24 protein-coding genes and 2 tRNA genes are annotated in these 24,853 nt (G+C 54.4%); 5 read left to right on the top strand and 21 right to left on the bottom strand.

All coding sequences use genetic code 11. The annotated features are described in order from the left end of the window. The first annotated feature begins 68 nt into the window (after window positions 1-68). Window positions 69-1,706 (top strand): electron transfer flavoprotein-ubiquinone oxidoreductase, encoded by a 1,638-nt coding sequence (locus Q334_RS0110720; RefSeq protein ID WP_211249539.1) that lies wholly within the window; start codon window positions 69-71, stop codon window positions 1,704-1,706. 135 nt (window positions 1,707-1,841) lie between these two features. On the opposite strand, the gene Q334_RS0110715 is transcribed toward Q334_RS0110720, so the two are convergent. Together Q334_RS0110715 and Q334_RS0110710 are read right to left on the bottom strand one after the other, a co-directional pair. Beyond that, a complete protein-coding gene (locus Q334_RS0110715; protein WP_027313203.1) occupies window positions 1,842-3,074 on the bottom strand; it encodes a diaminopropionate ammonia-lyase in 1,233 nt (410 codons plus the stop codon). 22 nt (window positions 3,075-3,096) lie between these two features. After that, window positions 3,097-4,368 carry a Zn-dependent hydrolase gene (locus Q334_RS0110710; RefSeq protein WP_027313202.1) on the bottom strand — a complete coding sequence of 424 codons (1,272 nt, stop codon included), beginning with the start codon at window positions 4,366-4,368 and terminating at the stop codon, window positions 3,097-3,099. A gap of 130 nt (window positions 4,369-4,498) precedes the next feature. Between Q334_RS0110710 and Q334_RS0110705 the strand changes: the two genes are divergently transcribed. Beyond that, window positions 4,499-4,981: an Lrp/AsnC family transcriptional regulator gene (locus Q334_RS0110705; protein ID WP_027313201.1), complete on the top strand. Its 483-nt coding sequence runs from the start codon at window positions 4,499-4,501 to the stop codon at window positions 4,979-4,981. Window positions 4,982-5,016: 35 nt separating this feature from the next. Here the strand turns inward: Q334_RS0110705 and Q334_RS0110700 are convergent, their stop codons facing one another. From Q334_RS0110700 to Q334_RS0110645, 11 genes are all read right to left on the bottom strand, one after another. Next, window positions 5,017-5,475, bottom strand: coding sequence for a hypothetical protein (locus Q334_RS0110700; protein ID WP_027313200.1), 459 nt, complete (start codon window positions 5,473-5,475; stop codon window positions 5,017-5,019). A gap of 86 nt (window positions 5,476-5,561) precedes the next feature. Beyond that, entirely contained in the window at window positions 5,562-5,942 is a 381-nt protein-coding gene (locus tag Q334_RS0110695; protein ID WP_035461328.1) for an immunity protein Imm33 domain-containing protein, read from the bottom strand. 93 nt (window positions 5,943-6,035) lie between these two features. After that, a tRNA-Pro gene (locus tag Q334_RS0110690) sits at window positions 6,036-6,112 on the bottom strand. Window positions 6,113-6,188: 76 nt separating this feature from the next. Further along, window positions 6,189-6,265, bottom strand: a tRNA-Pro gene (locus Q334_RS0110685). A 166-nt stretch (window positions 6,266-6,431) separates the two neighbouring features. Beyond that, a complete protein-coding gene (locus tag Q334_RS0110680; protein WP_027313198.1) occupies window positions 6,432-7,811 on the bottom strand; it encodes a class II fumarate hydratase in 1,380 nt (459 codons plus the stop codon). Beyond that, window positions 7,792-8,187 carry a hypothetical protein gene (locus tag Q334_RS0110675; RefSeq protein ID WP_027313197.1) on the bottom strand — a complete coding sequence of 132 codons (396 nt, stop codon included), beginning with the start codon at window positions 8,185-8,187 and terminating at the stop codon, window positions 7,792-7,794. The genes Q334_RS0110680 and Q334_RS0110675 overlap by 20 nt, the downstream gene beginning before the upstream one ends. A gap of 320 nt (window positions 8,188-8,507) precedes the next feature. Then, window positions 8,508-9,701, bottom strand: a complete 1,194-nt coding sequence (gene prpF, locus Q334_RS0110665) for a 2-methylaconitate cis-trans isomerase PrpF (RefSeq protein ID WP_027313196.1) — start codon at window positions 9,699-9,701, stop codon at window positions 8,508-8,510. Window positions 9,702-9,765: 64 nt separating this feature from the next. Then, window positions 9,766-12,372 (bottom strand): Fe/S-dependent 2-methylisocitrate dehydratase AcnD, encoded by a 2,607-nt coding sequence (gene acnD, locus Q334_RS0110660; protein WP_027313195.1) that lies wholly within the window; start codon window positions 12,370-12,372, stop codon window positions 9,766-9,768. 103 nt (window positions 12,373-12,475) lie between these two features. Further along, window positions 12,476-13,606 (bottom strand): bifunctional 2-methylcitrate synthase/citrate synthase, encoded by a 1,131-nt coding sequence (gene prpC / locus Q334_RS0110655; RefSeq protein WP_027313194.1) that lies wholly within the window; start codon window positions 13,604-13,606, stop codon window positions 12,476-12,478. A gap of 54 nt (window positions 13,607-13,660) precedes the next feature. Next, entirely contained in the window at window positions 13,661-14,554 is an 894-nt protein-coding gene (gene prpB / locus Q334_RS0110650) for a methylisocitrate lyase (protein ID WP_027313193.1), read from the bottom strand. 19 nt (window positions 14,555-14,573) lie between these two features. Next, entirely contained in the window at window positions 14,574-15,242 is a 669-nt protein-coding gene (locus tag Q334_RS0110645; RefSeq protein ID WP_081414445.1) for a GntR family transcriptional regulator, read from the bottom strand. A gap of 532 nt (window positions 15,243-15,774) precedes the next feature. Between Q334_RS0110645 and megL the strand changes: the two genes are divergently transcribed. Next, window positions 15,775-16,971, top strand: coding sequence for a methionine gamma-lyase (megL, locus tag Q334_RS0110640; RefSeq protein WP_027313191.1), 1,197 nt, complete (start codon window positions 15,775-15,777; stop codon window positions 16,969-16,971). 72 nt (window positions 16,972-17,043) lie between these two features. On the opposite strand, the gene Q334_RS0110635 is transcribed toward megL, so the two are convergent. Then, on the bottom strand, window positions 17,044-17,964 hold the full coding sequence (locus Q334_RS0110635) for a DMT family transporter (protein ID WP_027313190.1): 921 nt from the start codon (window positions 17,962-17,964) through the stop codon (window positions 17,044-17,046). A 161-nt stretch (window positions 17,965-18,125) separates the two neighbouring features. Here Q334_RS0110635 and tcdA point away from each other — a divergent pair, with 161 nt between their 5' ends. Further along, window positions 18,126-18,902 (top strand): tRNA cyclic N6-threonylcarbamoyladenosine(37) synthase TcdA, encoded by a 777-nt coding sequence (tcdA, locus tag Q334_RS0110630; protein WP_027313189.1) that lies wholly within the window; start codon window positions 18,126-18,128, stop codon window positions 18,900-18,902. On the opposite strand, the gene Q334_RS0110625 is transcribed toward tcdA, so the two are convergent. The 6 genes from Q334_RS0110625 to Q334_RS0110600 are packed head-to-tail and all read right to left on the bottom strand — an operon-like array spanning window position 18,888 to window position 23,001. Further along, the gene (locus Q334_RS0110625) at window positions 18,888-19,361 is read right to left on the bottom strand and encodes a SufE family protein (RefSeq protein WP_051527716.1); all 474 of its coding nucleotides are present in this window, start codon (window positions 19,359-19,361) and stop codon (window positions 18,888-18,890) included. The two genes, tcdA and Q334_RS0110625, sit on opposite strands and share 15 nt — an antisense overlap. Then, the gene (locus Q334_RS0110620; protein WP_081414423.1) at window positions 19,362-20,603 is read right to left on the bottom strand and encodes an aminotransferase class V-fold PLP-dependent enzyme; all 1,242 of its coding nucleotides are present in this window, start codon (window positions 20,601-20,603) and stop codon (window positions 19,362-19,364) included. Window positions 20,604-20,647: 44 nt separating this feature from the next. Continuing rightward, window positions 20,648-20,953, bottom strand: coding sequence for a GIY-YIG nuclease family protein (locus Q334_RS18830; protein ID WP_081414422.1), 306 nt, complete (start codon window positions 20,951-20,953; stop codon window positions 20,648-20,650). 10 nt (window positions 20,954-20,963) lie between these two features. Further along, window positions 20,964-22,010, bottom strand: coding sequence for a low-specificity L-threonine aldolase (gene ltaE, locus Q334_RS0110610; RefSeq protein WP_027313186.1), 1,047 nt, complete (start codon window positions 22,008-22,010; stop codon window positions 20,964-20,966). Between the two features lie 46 nt (window positions 22,011-22,056). Further along, on the bottom strand, window positions 22,057-22,500 hold the full coding sequence (locus Q334_RS0110605; protein ID WP_027313185.1) for a GNAT family N-acetyltransferase: 444 nt from the start codon (window positions 22,498-22,500) through the stop codon (window positions 22,057-22,059). Continuing rightward, a complete protein-coding gene (locus tag Q334_RS0110600; RefSeq protein WP_035461326.1) occupies window positions 22,501-23,001 on the bottom strand; it encodes a MarR family winged helix-turn-helix transcriptional regulator in 501 nt (166 codons plus the stop codon). An 85-nt stretch (window positions 23,002-23,086) separates the two neighbouring features. On the opposite strand from Q334_RS0110600, the gene Q334_RS18825 reads away from it, so the two are divergent. Further along, window positions 23,087-24,001 (top strand): EamA family transporter, encoded by a 915-nt coding sequence (locus Q334_RS18825; protein ID WP_035461324.1) that lies wholly within the window; start codon window positions 23,087-23,089, stop codon window positions 23,999-24,001. Here Q334_RS18825 and Q334_RS18820 read toward each other — a convergent pair. Further along, a complete protein-coding gene (locus Q334_RS18820) occupies window positions 23,983-24,774 on the bottom strand; it encodes a YiiX/YebB-like N1pC/P60 family cysteine hydrolase (protein ID WP_035461322.1) in 792 nt (263 codons plus the stop codon). The genes Q334_RS18825 and Q334_RS18820 overlap by 19 nt on opposite strands. Window positions 24,775-24,853: the final 79 nt, after the last annotated feature.

The raw sequence follows: 24,853 nt of genomic DNA, 5'->3' as shown, positions 1-24,853 counted from the left end.
ATAAAAAGCTGACAATCAGCAGTGACAAAATAACAGAGACCGGAGGGCGAACCGTGGAACGTGAATCAATGGAGTTTGATGTAGTCATCGTAGGGGCTGGACCGGCTGGCTTAGCAACTGCATGTCGTTTAATGCAGCTGGCGCAACAAAATAGCCAGGAGCTAAGTGTCTGTGTGGTCGAAAAAGGCTCCGAAGTCGGTGCCCATATCCTCTCTGGTGCTGTGATTGAAAGCCGAGCGCTGGATGAACTCTTCCCAGACTGGCAGAACATGGGCGCCCCCCTGAATACCCCCGTCAAAGATGACGAAATCTACTTCCTGCGTGACGCCCAAAAAGCGATTAAGGTACCCCACTCCTTTGTTCCTAAGACCATGATGAATCATGGCAATTACATCGTTAGCCTGGGGAATGTCTGTCGCTGGCTGGCGGAGCAGGCTGAAGGCCTGGGGGCAGAAATTTTCCCTGGTTTCAGCGCCCATGAGTTGCTGCTGGATGAAGCCGGTGTAGTACGTGGTGTGATTACCGGAGATATGGGAGTTGCGGCTGATGGCAGTCAGAAAGACAGCTACATGCCAGGTATGGAACTGCGGGCCAAATATACCATCTTCGCGGAAGGTTGCCGTGGACACTTGGGCAAACAGCTAATTAAGCGTTTTAATCTGGCGCAACAGGCTACCCCCCAGCATTATGCAATCGGTATTAAAGAACTGTGGGATGTGGATCCTGCTAAACATCAGCCTGGATTGGTGGTGCATACAGCTGGTTGGCCGCTCGCTGAGGGGTGCTCCGGTGGTTCCTTCCTCTACCACACTGATAACAACCAGGTGGTCTTGGGTCTGATTGTGGATCTCAACTACAGCAATCCCCATGTCAGTCCCTTTGATGAGTTCCAGCGTTATAAGCACCACCCTGTGGTCAGTCAGTATCTGCAAGGTGGCAAGCGGGTTTCCTATGGCGCGCGGGCGATTACCAAAGGGGGGCTAAACAGCCTCCCGAAAATGACTTTCCCAGGCGGCCTCTTGGTTGGCTGTGATGCTGGCACCCTTAACTTTGCCAAGATCAAAGGCACTCATACCGCGATGAAGTCTGGCATGGTTGCAGCAGAAACGCTGTTCCAGGTATTGAGTGCAGGCGATGAGGGTGGCCGTGAGCTGAATGAGTTCACAACGGCATTTGAATCCAGCTGGGCCTATGACGAGCTTTATCGGGCGCGTAACTTTGGTCCGGCACTGCATAAGTTTGGTCCCTACTTAGGCGGCGCGTTCAACTTTATCGACCAGAATATCTTTAACGGTAAGCTGCCGATTACTCTGAAAGATGAGCATGAAGACTATGCTCAGCTGAAGCCTGCCAGTGAGTGTCGCAAGATTGACTATCCGAAGCCTGATGGCGTGCTGAGCTTTGATAAATTGTCTTCGGTATTCTTATCCAATACGAACCACGAGGAAGATCAGCCCTGCCACTTGAAGCTAGCCGATGCCTCTATTCCCATTGCGCATAACCTAGCGAAGTATGATGAGCCTGCTCAGCGCTACTGTCCGGCTGGGGTTTATGAAGTGGTTACTCAGGATGATGGTCAGCAGCGCTTCCAGATTAACGCGCAAAACTGCGTGCACTGTAAGACCTGCGATATTAAAGATCCGGCACAAAACATTACCTGGACAACCCCCGAAGGTTCAGGTGGGCCTAACTACCCCAATATGTAAGGCATCTTTGGCATTGAATACGCCAGCCTTGGCTTGTCACCAGGCTGGCAGGCGTTCTACCCCTGAGAGCGTGGGTTAAGCGCTCTGCCCTTTCTCATTCCCTGTTTTAGCCCGCCTTGTGCGGGCTTTTTTCTGTCAGGTGGTTGCTTCGGCCTGTGCTAACCAAGCTTGTTGGTGGGCGATGACTTCTTCTGCACTACTGCCGACCAACTGCTGATAAAGCGAAGGCGCCGTGGCTCCCTCAGTATTAATCAGAAGTACACGAGCATCAGTATTTAAACCCACTGTGTCAGCCTGCTGGGGATTTGCCAGAAGGGCTTGCAGTGCCGCTAAGCCTGCAGCCCCTGACTCACCGGCGAGGATGGGAATATCACCTGCACTGCCCTGAGCAAGGACTTGCATAGCCATGACTGCTTGCTCATCACTTATCGTGACAAAGTAATCAACCCCTGGTTGTAAGAATTGCCACGCCAGGGGGGAGGCTTCCCCGCATGCTAATCCCGCCATTAGCGAATCGACGCTGCCACTGGCCTGGGTAGCATAGCCTTGGATAGCGCTTTGCTGTAAGCAGTCTGCCTGCTGAGGTTCAACCACAATAAAACAGGGGCGTTGTGCCGCAAAATGCTGCCAGAAATAGCTCAGTACCCCGGCGGCTAAGCCACCTACTCCGCCCTGCAAGATAATGTGGGTTAAGAATGATGTTGTGGCGGTGGTCTGTGCCATTTGCTGCATCACCTCGGCAGCAATGACACCATAGCCTTGCATCACGTCGCAGGGAATTTCTTCATAGCCTGGATAGGACGTATCAGAGATCACTTGCCAGCCCTGTTGCTTAGCCAGACGCGCCGCTTCAACAACGGAGTCATCGTAGTTACCCAAGACCCGGATAATTTTAGCGCCATAGGCTGCAATGGCTTGCTCACGCTCCAGGCTAACATTGGCATGCAGCACAATGACGCACTGGCAACCGGCATCCCGTGCTGCAGCAGCCAAGCTGCGGCCGTGATTGCCATCTGTTGCACTAATGACGGTGTAGTTCTGCAGGGCTTGACGGTAACCACCGCTGAGAATGTGTTCAGGCAGCCAATCTGGGTGCAGGCGCATAATTTGGCCAATGAGTGCTACCGGCGCACCGAGTGCTTTAAAGCTACCCAGTACAGAGCGCACTGATTCATCCTTTAAGCTTAAATGTCCCAGATTAAGCTGGGCGGCCAATTCAGGCAGATGATAAAGGGGAGTAGCCTGAGGACTCACCCCCGACCACTGTGAGAGCCATTGCTGGCACTGGTGAGCGCGTTGTTTATTGAGTAATAACTCAAGTTGTTCGGGATAGTGGTTGAAGATTGCCTGCTTATTGCGGATCAACATGACATAGTCCTGCGGTAGTGAGTTAGCGAGTTAGTGCGATGGGGGCGGCTTGCAATCGCTGTTGCACTACCCGGAGTAATACCTCGGCACCCTGGATCAGCTGCTGATCATCCGTGTGTTCACGAGGGTTATGACTGATGCCTTGCTCACTAGGCACAAAGATCATTGCGGCTGGGGCAATGCGGGCAATCATTTGTGCATCATGGCCTGCTCCCGAGGTCATGCGTAAGGATGACAAGCCAAGCTCTGTGGCAGCCTGCTCGATCTCATCGGCCAGGAGTGCATCAAAAGCCACCGGTTGGAAGCGCACCAGCGGCTCTACTGTAATTGTCACCCCTTCTTGTCGACTGATCTGTTCGATGAAGAGGCGGACTTTTTGTTCGGCTTCCTGTAAACGCAACTCATCAGGGTCGCGTAAATCGAGGGTTAAGGTGGCTTTATTGGCAATCACATTGATCAGGTTTGGCTCGAAGCTGATGGACCCAACAGTGGCGAGGGTGCTATCGGGATGGGCCCCCACTACTTGCTCGCGGACAAAACTGGTAATGGCTGCAGCCACATAACCGGCATCATGGCGCAAGCGAGTCGGCGTCGTGCCGGCGTGGTTGGCAGTGCCTTGAATACTGATTTTTTGCCAGGAGATCCCCTGGAGATGCTCCACTACCCCGATGGCTTTGCCTTCAGCCTGTAATACCGGGCCCTGCTCAATATGCAATTCCAAATACTCAAAGGGTTGGATTGCCCCAGGCTCCATCTCACCTGCATAGCCAATGCGCTGTAACTCCTCACCTAAGCGACTGCCATCTGTCCCAATCGTATTGAGTGCGTCCTCGACGGCCAAACCGCCGGCATACACCAGAGAGCCCATCATATCCGGTTGGTAACGCACCCCTTCTTCATTGGTAAAGGCGGCAATCACAATGGCACGCTCAGGGACAATAGCGGCTGCACGATAGGCACGGGCAATGGCGAGACCCGCCAGTACCCCATAACAGCCATCGAGGGCTCCTGCATGGCGCACACTATCAATGTGAGAACCAATCATAAGGGGGTGTTGATTACCGGCCTCGGTTTTGCTTTCCAGAATGCCGAAGATGTTCCCAATCTGATCAATGCGGACACTTAAACCAAGATCCTCCATCCAGGTAACCAGCAAATCACGCCCGGCTTTCTCTTCATCGGTAAGTGCGATGCGGGTACGCCCAGCACCGGGGCCCTGATCTCCTATTTCACCAAGCAGTTGAATCTGCCTAAGTAGGGTGTGGCTATCAAGTGAGACTGTGGGGGAAGTCATGCTGCCTCCTGAACGGATTGAGTTGCGAGGCTTGAAATAATATCTCTCTATACCTGTTAAAATTTCTTGTTTATGGCTATCTAAATTAAATATTTTATTGTTTTGTGCCGGTTAAATACGGAAAAAACCAGTGACAACCAAGCTTGATAATTATGACCGGGTATTGCTCTCTGCCATCCAGCAAGATGCCCGCGTCCCTCAGAGTGAACTCGGCGAAAAGGCCAGTCTATCGACTGCTGCGGTGAATCGTCGGCTGCGGGTGCTGACTAACAACGGCGTGATTGAACGCTACAGCGCCTGTATTAACCCCAGCAAAGTGGGCTATAACCTCACCATCATTACCGAAGTAATGGTGGAGACAGAGCGAGCGGACTTGTTAGACGAGATGCAAAAACGCTTTAAGGCGTGCCCGCAGATTCAGCAGTGCTATTACGTAGCGGGAGAGTGCGACTTCGTGTTGATCTTTCTGGTGCGTGACATGGCGCAATACGTCACTCTGACCCGCCAGCTCTTTCTCGATAAAACTAATGTCAAAGCCTTTAAAACCCTGGTGGCCATGGAACGGGTAAAAACCGGTATGCAAGTCCCGATTGATAAAGACGGAGCAGCTTAGGTCAATCCCTGCGCTGCTCTGTCAGTGACACGAGGTCAGCGTAGTGAATGGATGCGCTGTACCGCCACTGCCAGCAGACGTATATCGCTATGTTCGCTTAATGACCAACTACGCAGCTGGGGCCAGTGCTGTATGAGGCTGGCCTCTCCTTTGTGGTAATGGAATTGTGCTAACTGTAATTCTTCTTCCAGTAGACACAGGATGATATCGCCATCCTGGGGGCTGAGTTGGGGATGCAGAATCAGCCAATCTCCCCATTCCACTCCTTCCGGCAATTGATGGCTACGCACTTGATAAAGGCTAAGGTTGGTGTTGAGGCCTAATGCCTGTTCCAGGCTAAGGCTGTCCTGCTGTTCCGGCAGTCCCAGGGTACTAAAGACAGCTAATTGCAACTGGGCAGAAGAGAGTTGATAAAGATCTGCTGCTGGTCGTGCGCGACGGCTACGCTTGATACGGCCACCTTCCGGCAGAGTAGAGAATAAACTGGTTTGCATGGCTCACCTCCAATAACTGTATAAATATACACTATTTTATTGGAGGTGCCAGTGGCTGCTTGGTTTCTTAAGCCGCGCTGCTGAGGTCAGGAAAGCTGCTGCTTGGCCTCGTCCACATCATTGCTGATCCAGACCTGTACATCTTCACTGGGTATCTTGAAATCCTGTACACGTTGCCAATCCTGGCCAGGTACACGCTCCCAGACTGTCCCGGCATTGTAAGCAAATAAGGCTTCCAGGCTGGCATCCGCTTTACTCATCGCCACCACAGGGACAACGACCATGGGCTCCGGCTGCTGCCAGAAGTCATCGGTCTCATAGCCAGAAAACAAACGCCAACCGGTGTCATTGAGGTGGGCAGGCACGGTTTTATACATAAAACGAACGGGAAACGGCTCTTGGCCCAGACAAAGGCTGGAAGCCATGCAGAGAAAACCCTGTTTGGTTTGATTGGTCTCGGAGCTCATCGTGGTATCGGTAATTGGCTGACAATGAAGGACTTAGCCTACCACAAAGCGTCTAGAGGATGCGGCAGGAAGCATTCGGAATGGGGAAGTAAATGGTCGGAGAAACAGGATTCGAACCTGCGACCCCTGCCTCCCGAAGGCAGTGCTCTACCAAGCTGAGCTACTCTCCGACTAGCCAATCCTGAATAGCGGGGCTGGATTGGTGGCTGTGTTGGCCATCAGGTGGTGACAGTGACTGAGATAAAGTGGTCGGAGAAACAGGATTCGAACCTGCGACCCCTGCCTCCCGAAGGCAGTGCTCTACCAAGCTGAGCTACTCTCCGATTGTTGCTGTCGCTCTCTTGTCTATTTTTTGTCTGTCATCACCTGCAACCATCGCCTTGCGCGTGGTGGCCGAAAGCGAGGATCAGTATAAGGATTCCGCTTTTAGATGCAAGAGAGAGGGCGAAAAACCTAAAAGGATCAGATAGATAGCCCTCCCCTGCGGTTTTATAGCCCCCCTTGGGTAAGCTTGGCGGGATCCAGTAAGGCTGCTAACTCATCGCGGCTCAGGTGAGTTTGTTCTGCTGCGACATCAATAATAGGCCGCCCCTCGCGATAGGCCTGCTTGGCAATTTCTGCTGCCTTTAAATAGCCAATGCTGGGATTGAGCGCCGTTACCAGGATAGGGTTCAGTGATAGGGCCCGCTGCAGGTTATCTTGGCGCACGTTAAAGCTGGCAATGGCTTTCTCTGCCAATAATGGACAGGCGTTGGCTAACAATTCCAGGCTCTCTAACAGGTTTTTGCCAATCAATGGCAGCATGACATTCAGTTCAAAGTTACCGGACTGCCCGGCAACGGTAATGCTGGCATCGTTCCCCATCACCTGGGCAGCAACCATGGCAACGGCTTCGGGAATCACCGGATTGACCTTGCCCGGCATAATGGAAGAGCCGGGCTGCAGTGCTTCCAGCTCAATCTCCCCCAGCCCAGCCAAAGGGCCTGAGTTCATCCAGCGTAAGTCATTACTGATTTTCATCAGGCTAACCGCCAAGGCCTTAAGTTGAGCTGACAGTGCGACGGCCGTGTCCTGGCTGCCAATGGCGGCAAAAAAATGTGGTGCAGGGGTAAAGCTCACCCCCGTTTGCTGACTGAGCTGCTGGCAAAACACCTGGGCAAACTGAGGATGGGCATTAATGCCAGTGCCGACCGCCGTACCGCCCTGGGCGAGTTGATGAAGTTCACTTTGCAGTTGTTGCAGCGCTTGGCGTCGCTGCTTGATTTGGCTCTGCCACCCCCCTAAAACCTGGGCAAAGCTGACTGGCATCGCATCCATCAAGTGGGTGCGTCCAGTTTTAATGTGTTGTCCGACCGCCTCGCTTTTGGTGGCGATACTCTGTTCCAGCTGCTCCAGTGCAGGCAATAGCTGATGCTGTAACGCCAGGGCTGCGCTGACGTGAATGCAGGTAGGAATCACATCGTTGCTGCTTTGCCCGGCATTAATCTCATCATTCGGGCTTAACTTGCGCCCCAGACGCTGCCCTGCCAGCGTGGCCAAGACCTCATTAGCATTCATATTGGTACTGGTGCCCGAGCCGGTTTGGTAGACATCCACCGGGAAGTGCCGCATCAAGTCGGGGTTGCGCAGCAGGTCATTGACGCTCGCGCTAATCGCATCGGCTACTTCCTGCGGCAACAAACCTAACTGCAGATTCGCCTGAGCCGCTGCTGCCTTGATCTGCAGTAAGGCGGTGATGAAGGAGCGTGGCAGCGGCTGGCCACTGATGGGAAAGTTTTGTACGGCACGTTGAGTCTGGGCGCCATAGAGAGCATCGGTAGGCACAGCCAGGGTGCCCATGCTGTCTTGTTCAATGCGGGTGGTACTCATACTTCTCTCCAGTTTGATCCAGCCAGGCTGGGCAGAAATAATGGCTTAAACGGCTAACCTGATGCTGCAAGCGGATAAAAGCTTGGTGTTCATCGGGTTGGCGACTGTTTGCGGCTAAGCGTAGTAATGGCTTGGCTACCCAGTCCAGACACTGGGCGCGCCAATAGTTGGGGAGACACAGGTCAATGGCGGCTTCCATTAACAGCAGGGTTTCCGCCTCGTAAAGCTGCCAGCTCTGGCAACCAGGCTGTTGACGCAGCTGCTCACCGAGTTGCAGGTAGTCTTTAAATAGTTGCGGGTTATTGGGTTGTTCTGCAAACCGAATGCGATAACCGCAAAGTTGCCATTGCAGTTTTAGGGGGAGATCATCCGTCATACCTGCCTCCATAATGATAATGAATATCATTATCTTCGTGAGCAAAGATGGAGCAAGCCTCTTTACTTATACTGCAGTGACGAGGAGGGGACGGTTGGTGATCTGCTACCTGGCTCAAGCCCAGCAACAAGAACCTTCTGGAGAGGTTATCTATCAGGTCTGGACAGATAAAAAATACCCCACCGAAGTGGGGTAAAACGGTAACAGGCTAAGCCTGTTGGCCGTCAGACAAGCTAAGAACGATATGCCACCCTGCTGACAGGGCGGCGATCTGACTGCTAACCAGTCAAGCGCCCAGTGCTAAGCCTGGACTAGTGGGGTTAGAAACTGCCGGCAGGCACCCGTACCTGCCCTTCCATCAGAATGCGCGCACTGCGGCTCATAATGGCTTTGGTGACGGTCCACTGCCCATCCACGAGTTGTGCTTCGGCGCCCACTCGCAACGTACCGGAGGGATGGCCAAAACGTACGGACTGGCGTGCCCCTCCCCCTGCTGCTTCATTAACCAGGGTGCCGGGAATCGCAGCGGCGGTACCGATAGCCACGGCAGCGGTGCCCATCATGGCATGGTGCAATTTACCCATCGACAGCGCACGCACCAAGAGGTCAATCTCATTGGCAGCAATCTGCTTGCCACTGGAGGCCTGATAGTCTTTAGCGGGGGCGACAAAGGCCACTTTGGGGGTGTGCTGGCGCTTTGCTGCTTCTTCCGGAGTCTTGATCAGCCCCATGCGCAGCGCCCCTGCCACCCGAATGCTTTCCAAACGAGCGAGGGCAGCGGGATCACCGTTAATGGCCTCCTGCAGCTCGGTGCCCTGATAGCCGATTTCTTCCGCACGCACGAATACGGTGGGAATGCCAGCGGTAATCATGGTGGCAGCAATCGTACCAACACCGGGTACATCGAGCTGATCGACCAGATTGCCAGTGGGGAACATCGAGGCACTACCCTCGCCTTCGCCTTCATCCGCTGGATCAAGAAACTCCAGCACGATTTCCGCGGCGGGAAAGGTCACCCCATCCAACTCAAAATCGCCGCTTTCCTGTACCTCGCCAGCACTGATGGGCACATGGGCGATAATGGTTTTGCCAATATTGGCTTGCCAAATACGCACTTCACAGCTGCCATTAGTCGGAATACGGGCTGGATCAACCAACCCTGCGTGGATGGCAAAGGCACCGGCCGCAGTGGATAGATTGCCGCAGTTACCGCTCCAGTCAACGAAGGCGGAGTCAATGGAGACCTGCCCATAGAGGTAGTCGACATCGTGATTGGACTGAGTACTCTTGCTCAGAATCACACATTTACTGGTGCTGGAGGTGGCGCCCCCCATTCCATCGGTGTGTTTGGCATAGGGATCGGGGCTGCCGATCACACGCATAAAGAGTCGGTCACGGGCTTCACCGGGTACCTGGCAAGACTCAGGCAGGTCTTGCAAGCGAAAGAATACCCCTTTGCTGGTGCCGCCACGCATATAGGTAGCGGGTATTTTAATTTGGGCTGGGTAAGACATGATCTTCTCCTGAGTATGCCTAGTGCCAGAAATCCCCCTCCGCCTGGAGGGGGAGGCGTCCGACTTAAGCCTGATTGGCTTCCAGGAAATCCTGGGCGAAGCGTTGTAGCACGCCACCGGCTTCGTAAATGGACACTTCTTCAGCGGTATCCAGACGACAGATCACCGGCACTTGCAATGTCTCACCATTACGACGGTGAATCACTAACTGGAGCTCGGCCCGTGGTGTGCGCTGACCAATAACGTCATAGCTTTCAGTGCCATCAATCCCTAGGGTTTTGCGGTTGGTGCCAGGTTTAAATTCCAGCGGCAATACCCCCATGCCGACCAGGTTAGTGCGGTGAATGCGCTCAAAACCTTCCGCTACGATAGCCTCAACCCCTGCCAGACGAACCCCTTTGGCGGCCCAATCACGGGACGAACCCTGACCATAGTCAGCACCCGCAATAATAATCAGCGGTTGTTTGCGTTCCATGTAGGTTTCGATCGCTTCCCACATGCGGGTCACCTTACCTTCTGGCTCAATGCGAGCCAGCGAACCCTGAATGACCTTACCTTCCTCATCCAAGCACATTTCATTCAGTAGCTTGGGGTTGGCAAAGGTTGCCCGCTGCGCGGTCAGGTGATCGCCCCGATGGGTGGCGTAGGAGTTAAAGTCTTCTTCCGGCAGGCCCATCTTAGCCAGGTATTCACCAGCGGCACTGTCAGGCAGGATGGCGTTAGAGGGCGAAAGGTGATCGGTGGTGATGTTATCCCCCAATACCGCCAGCGGCAGCATGCCTTTCAGCGTGCGCTCCCCTGCCAGGGCGCCTTCCCAGTAGGGAGGACGACGGATGTAGGTGCTCATCGGCCGCCAGTCATAAAGCGGGCTTTTGGCTTCTTCCGCTTTGCCCAGATCAAACATCGGAATGTAGATCTGCTTGAACTGCTCAGGCTTAACGTGAGCGTTGACGATGGCGTCGATTTCCTCATCGCTGGGCCAGAGGTCTTTGAGGGTAATGGGGTTACCCTGGGCATCGTTACCCAGCACATCTTGCTCAATATCGAAACGAATGGTGCCGGCAATGGCATAAGCCACCACTAAGGGAGGCGAAGCCAGGAAAGCCTGCTTGGCATAGGGATGGATGCGACCATCAAAGTTGCGGTTGCCAGAGAGCACCGCTGTGGCATAGAGGTCACGATCAATGATTTCTTGCTGGATGCTGGGATCCAGTGCACCGGACATACCATTACAGGTGGTGCAGGCATAGGCGACGATACCAAAGCCGAGTTTTTCCAGCTCAGGTAATAAGCCAGCCTCTTCCAGATATAGCTTGGCGACTTTGGAGCCAGGGGCGAAGGAGGTTTTCACCCAGGGCTTGCGTACCAGTCCCAATGCGTTGGCTTTCTTCGCCACCAGACCTGCTGCCACCACGTTGCGGGGGTTAGAGGTGTTGGTGCAGGAGGTAATGGCCGCAATAATTACGGCGCCATCGGGGAGTTTGCCTTCGGCCTCTTCCGCCTTGGCTTGTTCCAGATTGACAGCGATGCCGCGGCTTTTCAGTTCGGTGGTGGGCAGACGGCGGTGGGGGTTAGAGGGACCGGCCATGTTGCGTACCACGCTGGACAGATCAAACTCCAACACCCGCTCGTATTCTGCTTCTACCAGAGTATCCGCCCAGAGGCCTGTCAGCTTGGCGTACTGCTCTACCAGCTCAACCTGTTCTGCCTCACGGCCCGTCAGGCGCAAGTAGTCGATAGTTTGTTGATCAATGTAGAACATCCCCGCAGAGGCACCGTATTCCGGTGTCATGTTGGAGATGGTGGCACGGTCGCCAATGGTCAGGGCATCGGCCCCTTCTCCGAAGAACTCCAAGTAGGCAGAAACCACCCGTTCCTTACGCAGGAACTCTGTCAACGCCAGGGCAATATCGGTTGCGGTAATGCCAGGTTGGCGCTTACCCACCAGACGTACCCCAACAATATCGGGTAAACGCATCATGGAGGCGCGACCGAGCATGACGCTCTCAGCTTCCAGCCCCCCTACCCCAATGGCAATGACCCCCAGAGCATCCACGTGGGGAGTGTGGCTATCGGTACCGACGCAGGTATCTGGGAAGGCCACCCCATCACGCACCTGAATCACCGGAGACATTTTCTCCAGGTTGATTTGATGCATGATGCCGTTGCCGGCGGGAATCACATCGACGTTTTTGAAGGCGGTTTTAGTCCACTCGATAAAGTGAAAACGATCTTCATTGCGGCGGTCTTCAATGGCGCGGTTTTTCTCAAAGGCATCGGGGTCATAGCCACCGCATTCTACCGCCAGGGAGTGGTCAACGATCAGCTGGGTCGGCACCACAGGATTCACCTGGGCAGGGTCCCCGCCCTTGGCGGCAATGGCATCACGCAGACCGGCCAGATCCACCAGTGCGGTTTGTCCCAGTATGTCATGGCAAACTACGCGGGCGGGATACCAGGGGAAATCGAGATCACGCTTGCGTTCGATAATCTGACGCAGTGCATCAGTCAGCATCGCCGGATCACAGCGACGTACCAGTTGTTCAGCCAGCACCCTGGAGGTGTAGGGCAAGGTGGCATAAGCACCGGGCTGGATGGCATCCACCGCGGCACGGGTGTCATAGTATTCCAGCTGGGTACCGGGCAAAGGCTTGCGGTATTGAGTGTTCATGGCATCGGCAATCCATCAAGAGGTATCACGGGAGGGAGCCGAAGCTCCCTGGGCGCTGGGCCCTGTTATGGTGGGCACCGGCTTGGGCCGATGCCCGACGAGCTTAGGGGCGCTCGTCGATGGGCAGCCAGGTGGCGCTCTCTGGGCCGACATAATCCGCTGAGGGGCGAATAATGCGGTTGTTAGCGCGCTGCTCCATCACATGGGCGGCCCAGCCGCTCAAACGTGAACAGACAAAGATCGGGGTGAACAGCTTGGTGGGAATCCCCATAAAGTGATAGGCCGAAGCATGGAAGAAGTCGGCATTACAGAACAACTTCTTCTCGCGCCACATCACTTCTTCGCAGCGTACAGAAACGGGGTAAAGCACGGTATCACCGACATCTTTCGCCAGCTTTTCTGACCACTTCTTGATGATGGCATTACGGGGGTCAGAGTCGCGGTAAATCGCGTGACCAAAGCCCATAATTTTCTCTTTACGCTCCAGTTTGCCGAGGATTTCTCGCTCGGCCTCATCAGGGCTCTGCCAATTTTCAATCATTTCCATCGCGGCTTCGTTGGCGCCGCCATGCAAAGGACCACGCAGAGAACCAATGGCACCGGTAATGCAGGAGTGAATGTCTGATAACGTGGAGGCACAGACCCGCGCGGTGAAGGTGGAAGCGTTGAACTCATGCTCGGCGTACAGAATCAAAGAGGCCTGCATCACCTGAACATGGAGTTCACTGGGCTTTTTGCCGTGCAGCAGATGGAGGAAGTGTGCGGCAATGGAATCATCATCGGTTTCGGTGTCAATACGCACGCCATCATGGCTGAAGCGATACCAGTAGTTGATGATGGAGGGAAACACCGCCAGCATGCGATCCACTTTATCGTGCTGTTGGCTGAAGTCCTGCTCGGTTTCCAGGTTACCCAGCATGGAACAGCCGGTACGCATCACATCCATGGGATGGGCGTCTGCCGGAATCTGTTCCAACACGCTCTTCAACGCCGTCGGTAAGCCACGCAGGCTCTTCAGCTTGGCGATGTAGGCATTCAGTTCTTGCCGATTGGGCAATTTGCCGTACAGCAGCAGGTAGGCCACTTCTTCAAAGCTGGATTTATCCGCCAGTTCAGCCATGTCATAACCACGGTAGGTCAAACCGGCGCCAGTTTTGCCAACGGTACACAGAGCGGTTTCACCAGCGACCTGACCACGCAGGCCGGCCCCACTTAGTTGCTTAGCTTCAGCCATGGTTCGTACTCCTTTCGTTGGCCGGGCAGCTAACTACCCGGGCCTGGTTAAGTTTTACTTGTTTTTACCTTGGGCGAAGAGCTCGTCGAGCTTCTGTTCAAATGCGTGGTAGTTGAGGAAATCGTACAGTTCCATCCGGGTCTGCATCAGATCCACCACCTGCTTCTGATCACCCTGCTCGAGGATGCTGGAGTACACCTGCAGGGCCGCCTTGTTCATGGCGCGGAAAGCAGACAGGGGGTAAAGCACCATAGTGGCGCCATGTTCAGCCAGCTCTTGTTTGTTATAGAGCGGCGTGGCACCGAATTCTGTGATGTTGGCTAACAGATGGGCACCACCGATACCTTCGGAGAAGGCCCGGTAATCATCCAGAGTGTGCACGGCTTCTGCGAAGATGCCATCGGCACCGGCTTCCAGGCAGGCGCGCGCGCGCTCAACAGCCTTATCCAGCCCTTCCTTCTGGAAGGCATCGGTACGGGCAATGATAAAAAAGGAGTCATCGGTACGGGCATCGGCAGCGGCCTTGATGCGGTCGACCATTTCCTCTTGCGAGACAATTTCTTTATTCGGACGGTGGCCACAACGCTTTTGCGCCACCTGATCTTCCAGGTGAATCGCTGCCGCGCCAGCACGGATCATTTCTTTAACGCTGCGGCTGATGTTGAAGGCGCCACCCCAACCAGTATCGATATCTACCAACAAGGGCAGTTCAGTTGCAGCGGTAATGCGGCGCACATCTTCCAGTACATCATTGAGGGAAGTCATCCCCAGATCAGGTAAACCATAGGAGGCGTTGGCAACACCGCCACCGGACAGGTAAATCGCTTGGTGGCCAATACGTTCGGCCATCATGGCACAGTAGGCATTAATGGTTCCGACAACTTGCAGTGGCTGGTTCTCAGCCAAAGCTTTGCGGAAGCGCTGTCCTGGTGTCAGTTTGTCGCTCATGGCGTCTCCCCTTATATGGTTAAGACTCGGTTTGAGTCATTTCCTGCAGCTTTCGCTCAATATTTTTACGGGAGTTGCTGACGTGGCGGCGCATCAGAATTTCTGCCAATTCACCGTCGCGCTGGGCGATGGCTTCAGCAATCAAACGATGCTCCTGCAGGGCTTGTTTGGGCCGGTTGCTCGACATGCTGAACTGGTAGCGATACATGCGTACCAGGTGGTACAGCTCGCCGCCCAGTAACTCCATCAGTTTGGAGTTCTTACTGCCTTGCACGATGCGGTAGTGGAAATCCAGATCCCCTTCTTTTTGGAAGTAAGAGCGGTTCTCCAACAGATCCTTACTTTGCTCGTGCTGATCAACCAGCTGGCGCAGGCCCTCTACCTCCTCGTCGCTCATGTTTTCAGCTGCCAGACGGGCAGCCATTCCTTCCATGGCTTCGCGGATGTAGTAGATCTCCAGCAACTCTTTTGTCGACAATGAGACAACTCTGGCGCCCACATGGGGAATGCGTACGACTAAGCGTAAACCTTCCAGGCGACGGATCGCTTCTCGCAAAGGGCCACGGCTAATACCGTAGGTTCTGGCCAGCTCAGGCTCGCTAATCTTATAGCCTGGCGGGATTTCTCCCTTAACGATGGCAGTGGCTATCTGTTCGCTGACCCGGTCGGCGAGAGTACGAGACTCCAGTTTGATCGGTTCCAGACCTGCCTTACTCACTCTGATCCACTCCAGATTGTCGACAATGTTTTCTGTTTTCAACCTTACGCCCCTCAAAATTGCTGGTCAAGCTCAAATACTGAAAAAAGTGTCAACATTTATACGAAGGTATAGCGAAGCAGTGTGCTTTTGGCGTTGATGCTGCTTGAGTAACGGCTTTTTAGGCAGATATGGCTTACACCAAAGTCAAATGTTGGCAATCTACACATTAGAAAGCTATTTAACCCCATTCTGGCGTGCTTTGCCCAGTCTAATGTTGACACTTTGACGGTTAAGGTCGCTTTCAGGCTAATCCCTGAGCTCACAGATAGAGGAGGTTCATCCTGGCCTGAGGGGGATCTTTTCTTTGTGCTCGCTACTCGAGGGGATTCTTGCTAACCGCAAGCAAAACCTCATTAAGAAGGCAACTTTCCCCTGTTTGAGTCGGCGTAACCTAGGGGTAACTGGAAAGCAGTTGCTACCAACCCCACAAAAATAACAAAGGGCCCATGAGGCTACGCCTATGAACAAGCACGATACTGAAATGGGTTTTGCCACCCGCGCCATCCATCTGGGTTATGACATCCAGCAACATGATGGTGCCCTAACCCCTCCTATTTACATGACTTCCACCTTTGCCTTCGACAGTGTTGAGCAAGGGGGGGCGCGTTTTGCCGGTGAGCAACCAGGCTACATCTATAGCCGTCTGGGTAATCCCACCCAGAGTTTACTGGAGACCCGCCTGGCCAGTCTGGAAGGCGCAGAGGCAGCGCTGACGACCAGCTCTGGAATGGGGGCTATCAGCGCTACCCTCTGGACCCTGTTACAAGCCGGTGATGAGGTGGTGGCAGACATCACGCTCTACGGTTGTACCTTTGCCTTAATGGAACATGGCCTACGTAAATTCGGCATTACGGTGAAGTATGTCGACTGCACTGATTTGGCGGCGGTCAAGGCTGCACTCAGTGCCAAAACCCGGGTGCTGTATTTCGAAACACCTGTGAACCCCACTCTACGGGTGATGGATATTGAGGCCTTGAGTGACCTGGCGCACCAGCAGCCAAACTGTCAGGTCATTGTCGATAACACCTATCCCAGCCCTGCCCTGCAGAACCCTCTTCGTTTTGGTGCGGACTTGGTAGTGCATTCTGCTACCAAGTATCTGGGTGGTCATGGTGATCTGATTGCTGGGGCGGTGGCAGGTGGTGCGGAGTTATTACAACGCATCCGTTTCGAAGGTTTAAAGGACATGACCGGCGCCGTCATTTGCCCGATGACCGCCTTTTTGATTTTGCGCGGTTTGAAAACCCTGCCCCTGCGGATGGAGCGGCATAGCCAGAATGCTCAGGTGATTGCCGAGTGGCTAAGCCAGCAAAAACAGGTGGAGCAGGTCTACTACCCTGGTTTGGAAAACTTCGAATATCGACAACTGGTCGATAAGCAAATGCGTTTGCCGGGGGGCATGATTGCCTTTGAACTGCGCGGTGGTTTACAGCAGGGCAAAGCCTTTATGAATAAGCTGCAGCTGATTAAGCGTGCAGTGAGCTTGGGGGATGCGGAGACCCTGTGCCAGCATCCCGCCAGCATGACCCACTCCACTTACACCCCAGAAGAGCGACAGAAGCACCTGATCAGTGATGGCCTGGTGCGGCTCTCTGCTGGACTGGAGGATGTCGATGATATCCTGGCCGATATCGAGCAGGCTCTACATGGCCTGTAAGGCTATGACAGTGGTTGATTGCTAATAAAAGCAAACGGGGCCCTGATGGCCCCGTTTTGTTTAATACCCTGCTCAGGTCGTGGCGGGTTCTGCACTTTTCTTACGCTTGAACAGTAGCGGTAAACTGAACTGCGAGAGCAGCATACCTGCGAGCATCAGACTGCAGCCCAGGGTGCCGCGTAGACCTAACTCTTCACTTAACAGGAGCCAACCACCCAGCACAGCAAAGACGGCCTCCAGGCTGAGGATAATGGCGGCATGGCTGGCGGGGGCTTCACGCTGGCCAATGATTTGTAGGGTATAGGCTACCCCAACGGACAGAATCCCAGCATAGGCAATCGGCTGCCAGGCCGCTTGAATGCCAGCCCAATTAAGATCCTCTCGCACCAGTGCTACTGCCAAGCTTAGCAGCATGCAGACCACAATCTGGACTAAGGATAGCTTCAGCACATTCACCTTAGGGGAAAGCCAGCCGATCAAGAGTACATGGCCCGCCCAAAACACCGCGCCGATCAGCTCCAGCAGATCGCCGTACATGATGGTAAATTCTTCCGTCACACTAAGCAGATAGAGCCCGCCTACTGCTAGCAAAGCACCAAGCCAGGTATTGCCGTGGGTCTTCATCTTCCATAACAGCCCTAAAATGGGCACAAAGATCAGATATAAGCCGGTAATAAAGCCTGCCTTGCCCGCGGTGGTATAGAGTAGCCCCACCTGCTGAAAGGAAGAGCCAATAAATAGCAATAACCCTGCGGCCAGGCCTCCACCATACAGGTACGCCAGGGGGCGCTCGGTGCTAATACGTGGTTCCATGCGCTTGCCAAATAGCCAGAGCACCGGCACAAGCGAGAGTGCACCGAGTAAAAAACGGGCAAAGTTGAAGCTATAGGGGCCTAAGTGCTCAAGTCCCAGGCGCTGGGCCACAAATGCCAGGCCCCAAATGGCGGCGGTAAACAGTAATAAGCCATCGGCTTTTAAGGTGCTGGTACGCATTAAGACATTCCTGTCGCAGAAATCATGCTGGGCGCTCACTATAACGATTTCGCTCCGGACGAGTGATCAAATTTGCTAATCCCTGATAAGGGCTGACGAGTACAGCACTTTGCATTAAGCTTGGCGCCCTTCTTGTATGACTGGGTTAAGGCAGTAAAACCATGACGGATACAGCACTCAGATTTGGCGGTATTGCCCGTTTGTATGGTCAACAGGCATTGGCTCGCTTTGCCACGGCCCATGTCTGCGTGGTGGGGATTGGCGGGGTGGGCTCCTGGGTGGCTGAGGCCCTGGCGCGCTCAGGCATAGGTCAATTGACCCTGGTGGATATGGATGATATTTGCGTCTCCAACGTCAACCGGCAGATTCATGCATTGGATGGTCAGATCGGCCTGCAAAAAATTGATGCCATGGCGGCGCGAATCAAAGCGATTAACCCTGAGTGCCAAGTGCAGTTAATCGATGATTTTATTAGTCCGGATAACCTGGATGAGTACCTGTCCCAAGGGTTTGATTATCTGGTTGATGCGATTGATAGCGTCAAAGCCAAAGCGGCGCTACTGGCCTACTGCAAACGCCACAAGATTAAGGTGGTGACCACCGGCGGTGCCGGCGGCCAGCTCGATCCTACCCAAATTCAGGTAACGGATCTGAGCAAAACCATTCAAGACCCCTTAGCTGCACGAGTGCGTACCTTATTGCGCAAGGACTATGGATTCCCTAAAGCGGGTAAAAAATTCGGCATTGAATGTGTTTTTTCCACTGAGCAACTGCGCTACCCCCAGGCCGATGGCAGCGTCTGTGCGCAGAAGCCCAGTGATCAGGATGGCCCGGTGCGCCTCGATTGCGCCAGTGGCTTTGGTGCCACCACGGTGGTAACCGCCACCTTTGGTCTGGTGGCCGCGTCACGGGTGCTGAACAAATTAGCTGGGCTGTGAAAGCTCGCTAATAGCCGCCTGAATTCGCTGGCGAATCAGGCGTAGGCCATTGCCTCGGGAGGGGCTGAGGTGACGCTCCAGCTGCAACGCAGCAAAGTCTTCCGCCCCATCCCACGTCTGTAATTGTGCCAGCGGCTGACCATTAACCTGCAGCAGCAGGATCGCTAATAGCCCCTTAATAATGCGGGCATCACCATCTAACCAGCAGTAAAAGCGCTGATCTTCTGCCAGTCCGTAAACCCAATTGACGGCACTCTCGCAACCTTGGATAGGCTCCGCTTGTGCCAGCAGGGTGGCAGGTAAGGCGGGTAGCTCTTTACCCAGACGCATCAGCTCGCGGTAGCGCCCCTCCCAACCATTGGCCTGCATGAGGGGTTGCAGCAAGGTTGCACGGGATTGCTCAAGCCACGGATGCTGGCGCAACTGCATCAACGCATCCGCTTGTGTAATTGCAGTCATTTAAAACTCCGTTAAGGCGCGCTCCAGTGCCTGGAGAAAACCATCCACTTCTGCTTCGGTGTTATAGAAAGCCAGCGACACTCTTAGCAAACCATTGCAGTTGAGTGCTTGCAGCAAAGGCATGGCACAGTGATGGCCTACCCGCACGGCATAGCCCTGCATATCCAGCAACGTACCGATATCCTGAGGGTGTGCATCGCGAAAGCTCATCGCCAAAATGGAATTAGGCTGTTGCAACTGATAACAGGCAGGCAGGCGCACATCAGCCAGTGCTCGGCAGCCCGCTAGCAAACGCTGGAACAAGCGTTGTTCATGCTGCCAGAGCGCGGTGCGGGGTAAGCTCTGCCAGTAGCTCAGGCTGGCGGCAAAGCTTATCACTTCGGCGATAGCGGGGGTGCCTGCTTCAAACCGCAGGGGCGGTGGTTGAAAACGGCTGCCAGCAGACAGGCTGACGCTCTCAATCATCTCGCCCCCCCCTTGCCAGGGCGGCATCTGCTCCAGTAGCGCGTAGCGGCCATAGAGCACGCCCAGACCAGTGGGGCCGTAAAGTTTGTGTGCCGAGCAAACGTAAAAGTCACAGTCCAGTGCTTGCACATCCACTGGCCCGTGCACCACGGCCTGGGTGCCATCAAGCAACACCGCTGCTCCCTGTTGGCGTGCGGCCGCAATCAAAGGAGCCAGCTGTGGCTGATAACCCAACACATTCGACATCTGGCTCAGCGCCAGTAATTTAGTGCGGGGGCCAATCATCGCCAACCCTTGCTGCAGGTCCAGCTCGCCGCTGGTCTGATCAAGGGGAATGGCTTTGAGCACCAGCCCCTGACGGGCCGCCAACAACTGCCAGGGGACAATATTGGCATGGTGTTCCAGCACGGAAATCAGGATTTCATCACCGGCTTGCAGCTGGCTGGCGGCATAACTGTTGGCAACCAAGTTGATTGCCTCGGTGGCGCCACGGGTCCAGATGATCTCTTCTGCACGCGCGGCATTTAAGAAAGCAGCGACTTGCTGGCGGGCTTGCTCAAATGCCTGGGTCGCCTCGGCTGCCAACTGGTGAGCAGCACGATGCACGTTGGAGTTTTGCTGCTGATAAAAATGGCGCTGAGCATCCAGCATGGCCTGCGGCTTTTGTGCCGTAGCGGCATTATCCAGGTACACCCTGCCCTGTTCCGCTTGTGCTTGCAGCAACGGAAACTGGGCGCGGAGGGCATCCATATTCAAGGGTTGCGGGGTGGCGTCCATCACTTCTCCGGCAGCCAGGCTAAAAGGCAGGGATTATAACAGAGTTAAAGCAGACTGAATTTGTCCGCTGGGTGACTGGCGCACTGAAGCTGTTGTTGCCAGTGGGCTATCAGCTCCTGTTTGGCGGCGCGTTTTAGTTGTTTGAGCTGATATTCGCGCCGACTGGCGCTGGCTCGGTCAGCATGACACTCCAAATAATGCAATTGCAGTGGCTGACGGCCACGGAAAAACTTCGCTCCCTTGCCCTGGCAGTGGGCGCGCCAGCGCCGCAGCAAATGATTGGTAATGCCGGTATAGAGGCTGCCATCGCTGGCTTCGATGATATAGAGCCACCAGGTTTCAGTTGTCACGCCTGACTCGCTAGCTGTTGATGCCACTGTGCGCTAACGCTTTGGCAAAGTGGTCGACAATGTAATCCAGTGCCTGTGCGGGAATATCCAGGTGTGTAACCAAGCGCAAATGGCGGGCAGCGCTGATTTTGATACCTGCCTCCGCCAGCTGTTGTTGCAGTTTCAGCGGATCAATCTGTTCCGCCAAGTTGAGGTAAAGAATATTAGTGGCAACATAATCCAGGCTCACCCCCGGCAGCGTTGCCAGGGCTTGGGCGAGATAAGCAGCATGCTGGTGATCCTGCTCCAGCCTGTGCCAATGATGGGTAAGGGCATAATCTCCCGCCGCGGCCAGAATACCGGCCTGGCGCATGCCGCCCCCCAGCATTTTACGCCAGCGCCGAGCCTGTTGAATGAACTCCGTCGAGCCACTTAGCACCGAACCCACCGGTGCCCCCAGTCCTTTGGATAAACAGAGGGACACGCTATCAAAGGGGGCGCAAAGGGTGTTGGTTGGTAATTGCAGGGCAACAGCCGCATTAGCTAGTCGGGCACCATCCAGATGCAGGCGCAATTGATAACGATCGCACAGTGCGCGAGCCTGTTGCAGATACTCCAGGCCAATGACTTTGCCACCCTGGGTATTCTCCAAACTCAGTAAACGGGTGCGGGCGAAATGAAAGTCGTCCGGTTTAATCGCGCCAGCCACCTCATCCAGATTCAGGCTGCCATCTGCCTGCACATTGAGAGGCTGAGGCTGGATACTGCCCAATACAGCAGCACCCCCCGCTTCATATTTATAAGTGTGGTAGCTTTGCCCAACCAGATATTCATCACCCCGTTGGCAATGACTGAGTAAAGCCAGTAAGTTGCTTTGCGTGCCGCTACTGACATATAGCGCCGCCTCTTTGCCTGTCAGCTCCGCCACCCGCTGCTCCAAGGCCTGTACGCTGGGGTCTTCGCCGTAAACATCATCCCCTACTGGTGCTTGCTGCATCCATTCACGCATGGCTGGGGTGGGTTGAGTGACGGTATCACTACGTAAGTCGAGAGGGTTGGGCCAAGTGCGGTTATGCATTTTCCATCCTTAGTATGTATTTCGTATTTTTAATATCTTTTGGCAGTTAAAGCGGTTCGCAATGCAGTGAATCTGGCTGGAGCACTTTACGCAGATAGTAGCGTTTGCCAGTGAGTGGATAGTCTTCTAACACCGTATCCACCTGATAGCCCTGCTTTTGATAAAAGCCAAGTGCTTGAAACGCCAAGGTATCCACCCAAGCCATCTGGCAACCACGCTGAATCGCCTGTTGCTCAAGTGCGCTCAGCATTTGCTCTCCCCAGCCCTGCCCGCGTAAATCCGGATGCAGCCAAAGGTAATCAATCATCAACCAGCGGCCAAAGGTTTTGGCGCTGATACCTCCCTGGGGTTGCCCCTGTTTGTCCTCCACCATTACCGCCAAGGCTGGCCGCTGCTTGACTTCAAAGTGGGCGGCGTTGAACTCCACCAGGCGTTGATGAATCCACTCCAACTGCTCTGTGCTGGGTTGCGTAAAAACCTGTAGCTGCATTTAGGCTTGCTCTGGTTCCAGGGCACAGACCCACGTACGCAATAAAGCGGCTAACTGATCCCGTTCAGCGGGGGCAAAGTGGGCTTGTAGTTGCTGCTCTAGTTCGAGATGCGCCTCAATGGCACGGTCAATGCGCTCCAATCCCGCTTCTGTCAGGCTAACCAGGGTACTGCGCCTGTCAGCAGGATCAGGGCTGCGGGCAATCAAACCTGCCTTTTCCAACCGATCAAGACGATTAGTCATCGCCCCTGAGGTCAGTAAGGCACTTTTAAATAGTGCGGTAGGGGTGAGCTGAAAAGGGGCACCGCTGCGTCTCAGGGTGGCAAGCACATCAAACTCGCCAACGCCGAGCTGAAAGCTTGCATGCAGGTCACGCAAGGCTTTATCCAGATGAATGTAAATCCGCGCCACCCGGGCAATGAGCTCAATCGGCGTGGGGTCTAGCTCGGGGCGTTGGCAGCGCCATTGAGCCAACATAGTGTCGATATGATCCTGTGGCATATTTATCTTTATATTGAGATTGTTTATAGAGAGATAACTGGCTAAAATTTATCTTAATCCAAAGATACTCGACTTTGAGGTCATTATGCACACTTTATTATTGGCAGCCATTGCGCCCATGCTCTGGGGGACCACTTATTGGGTCACCCAGACATTTATGCCTGCCGATACCCCCCTCTGGACCGCTACCCTCCGCGCACTACCCATTGGTTTATTGTTAGCCTCTCTGGCGCGTCGTCCGTCTTGGTTGTGGGTCGGACGCAGTCTGCTCAGCGGCGGTTTGAGCGTAGGCCTGTTTTTTGCGCTGTTGTTTATCGCGACTTACCGCTTGCCAGGGGGAGTGGCCGCAACCCTGGGGGCCACCTTACCGCTGATGGCCATCTTGGTGGTTTGGTTGGTGCAAAAACAAAAACCGCAAGGTTTACAGTTAATTGCCTCTGTCGCTGCTGTGCCAGGAGTGGGATTGTTAGTGCTGTCAGGGCAGGCGGCACTTGACTGGATCGGTGTGTTAGCCGCCCTCGCCTCCTGCTTAGTCTTGGCGCTGGGCACCTTATTAACGAAACGCTGGGGCAAGCCACAGGGCACGCCGTTGTTAGTCTTCACCGGCTGGCAGCTGACCGCTGGCGGCTTGGTGTTATTGCTGTTGGCCTGGGTATTTGAGGGCCATCCTCCTGCCTTGAGCGAGAAAAACCTGCTCGGCAGTCTCTGGCTTGGCTTGATTAATACTGGCCTGGCTTACGTCATCTGGTTTCGTCAGATGCCGAAACTTAATCTGGTGCAATTGGCATTTTTGGGTTTGGGCAGTCCCCTGACCGCCGTGATCTTGGGGCAAACCCTGGCAGGGGAAGCCTTTACCCCCTGGCAATGGCTTGGGGTGGCGGTCGTGCTAGGAGCGATGCTGGTCAGCCAGTTAGGAAGTAAGCTTGGCTTTGGTAAAAAGTGGCGTGCGAATCGCGCTGCACCGCTGCAGGCACCGGCCAGTCAGTGCGTGTCGGACTGATCATGGGGCGCCCCCTGACTGCTCCATTGCAGGTTATGGGGGTCAAAACCCTGCTCGATAGCGGGTTTAACAACGCGAAAAAAGGGCGACACATCAAAATCCCGCGGTGCAATCAAACTATGATGACGACGATGCAGTATCGAGTGGCTGCGTAACCGACCACGTTCATCGCGGTACTGCGCCACGGAGATGATGGGCAGTACTGGATAGTTCACAGTTTGAAAGGCTTGAGCGATTAACGAAGAGCAAATCGCCCGGCTGGGGTCCGCACTGCCAATTTCCATAAAACTTCGGCGCCAATGTACTGGGATAGGAGGGGCTGTAATCATATAGCGCGCCAAATCAAAGATATTCTTCAGATCGTACTGCATGCCCAAACGTTGTACGGCAAACTGGATCACCTGCTCGATTTCATCATCATGCAACCCTACCGGGCGGCAAATGCGGGTATGCAGAGTGGAATAGAGACTGAGGGGAACAGCCCTGACGCCTTCATTAATATCCGCCTCTACTAAAACCTTGGCTTCTTGTCCTTCTTCTACCGGGCCAAGGCTATCCCCCACATAGAGCGCCGCATGAGACCAAGTCGATTGAGTCAGGTACTTAATGGCGGCACTGATACGGCTGGTACCTTCTACCAACAGCACGTCGCCCTTGCGTAGCGTCGCCTGTAATAACTCGGGGCGACTGGTGGCAACATGTACATCCTTGTCCCGGGGCTCACTTAAAAATTTGGCCAGATGATGACCGACTTTATCCAGCTTCCAAAACATAACTCAATCCACCTACCCGACTTACTGCTAAAACTAGCAAACTTTAAGCACGACTGCAGGGGCTGACTCAGGAAGGTGC

The sequence above is a fragment of the Balneatrix alpica DSM 16621 genome (genome assembly GCF_000619885.1).
Taxonomy (GTDB): Bacteria; Pseudomonadota; Gammaproteobacteria; order Pseudomonadales; family Balneatricaceae; genus Balneatrix; species Balneatrix alpica.
Note: the sequence above shows the minus strand (reverse complement) of the source record. Positions and strands in the feature narration are given on the sequence as shown.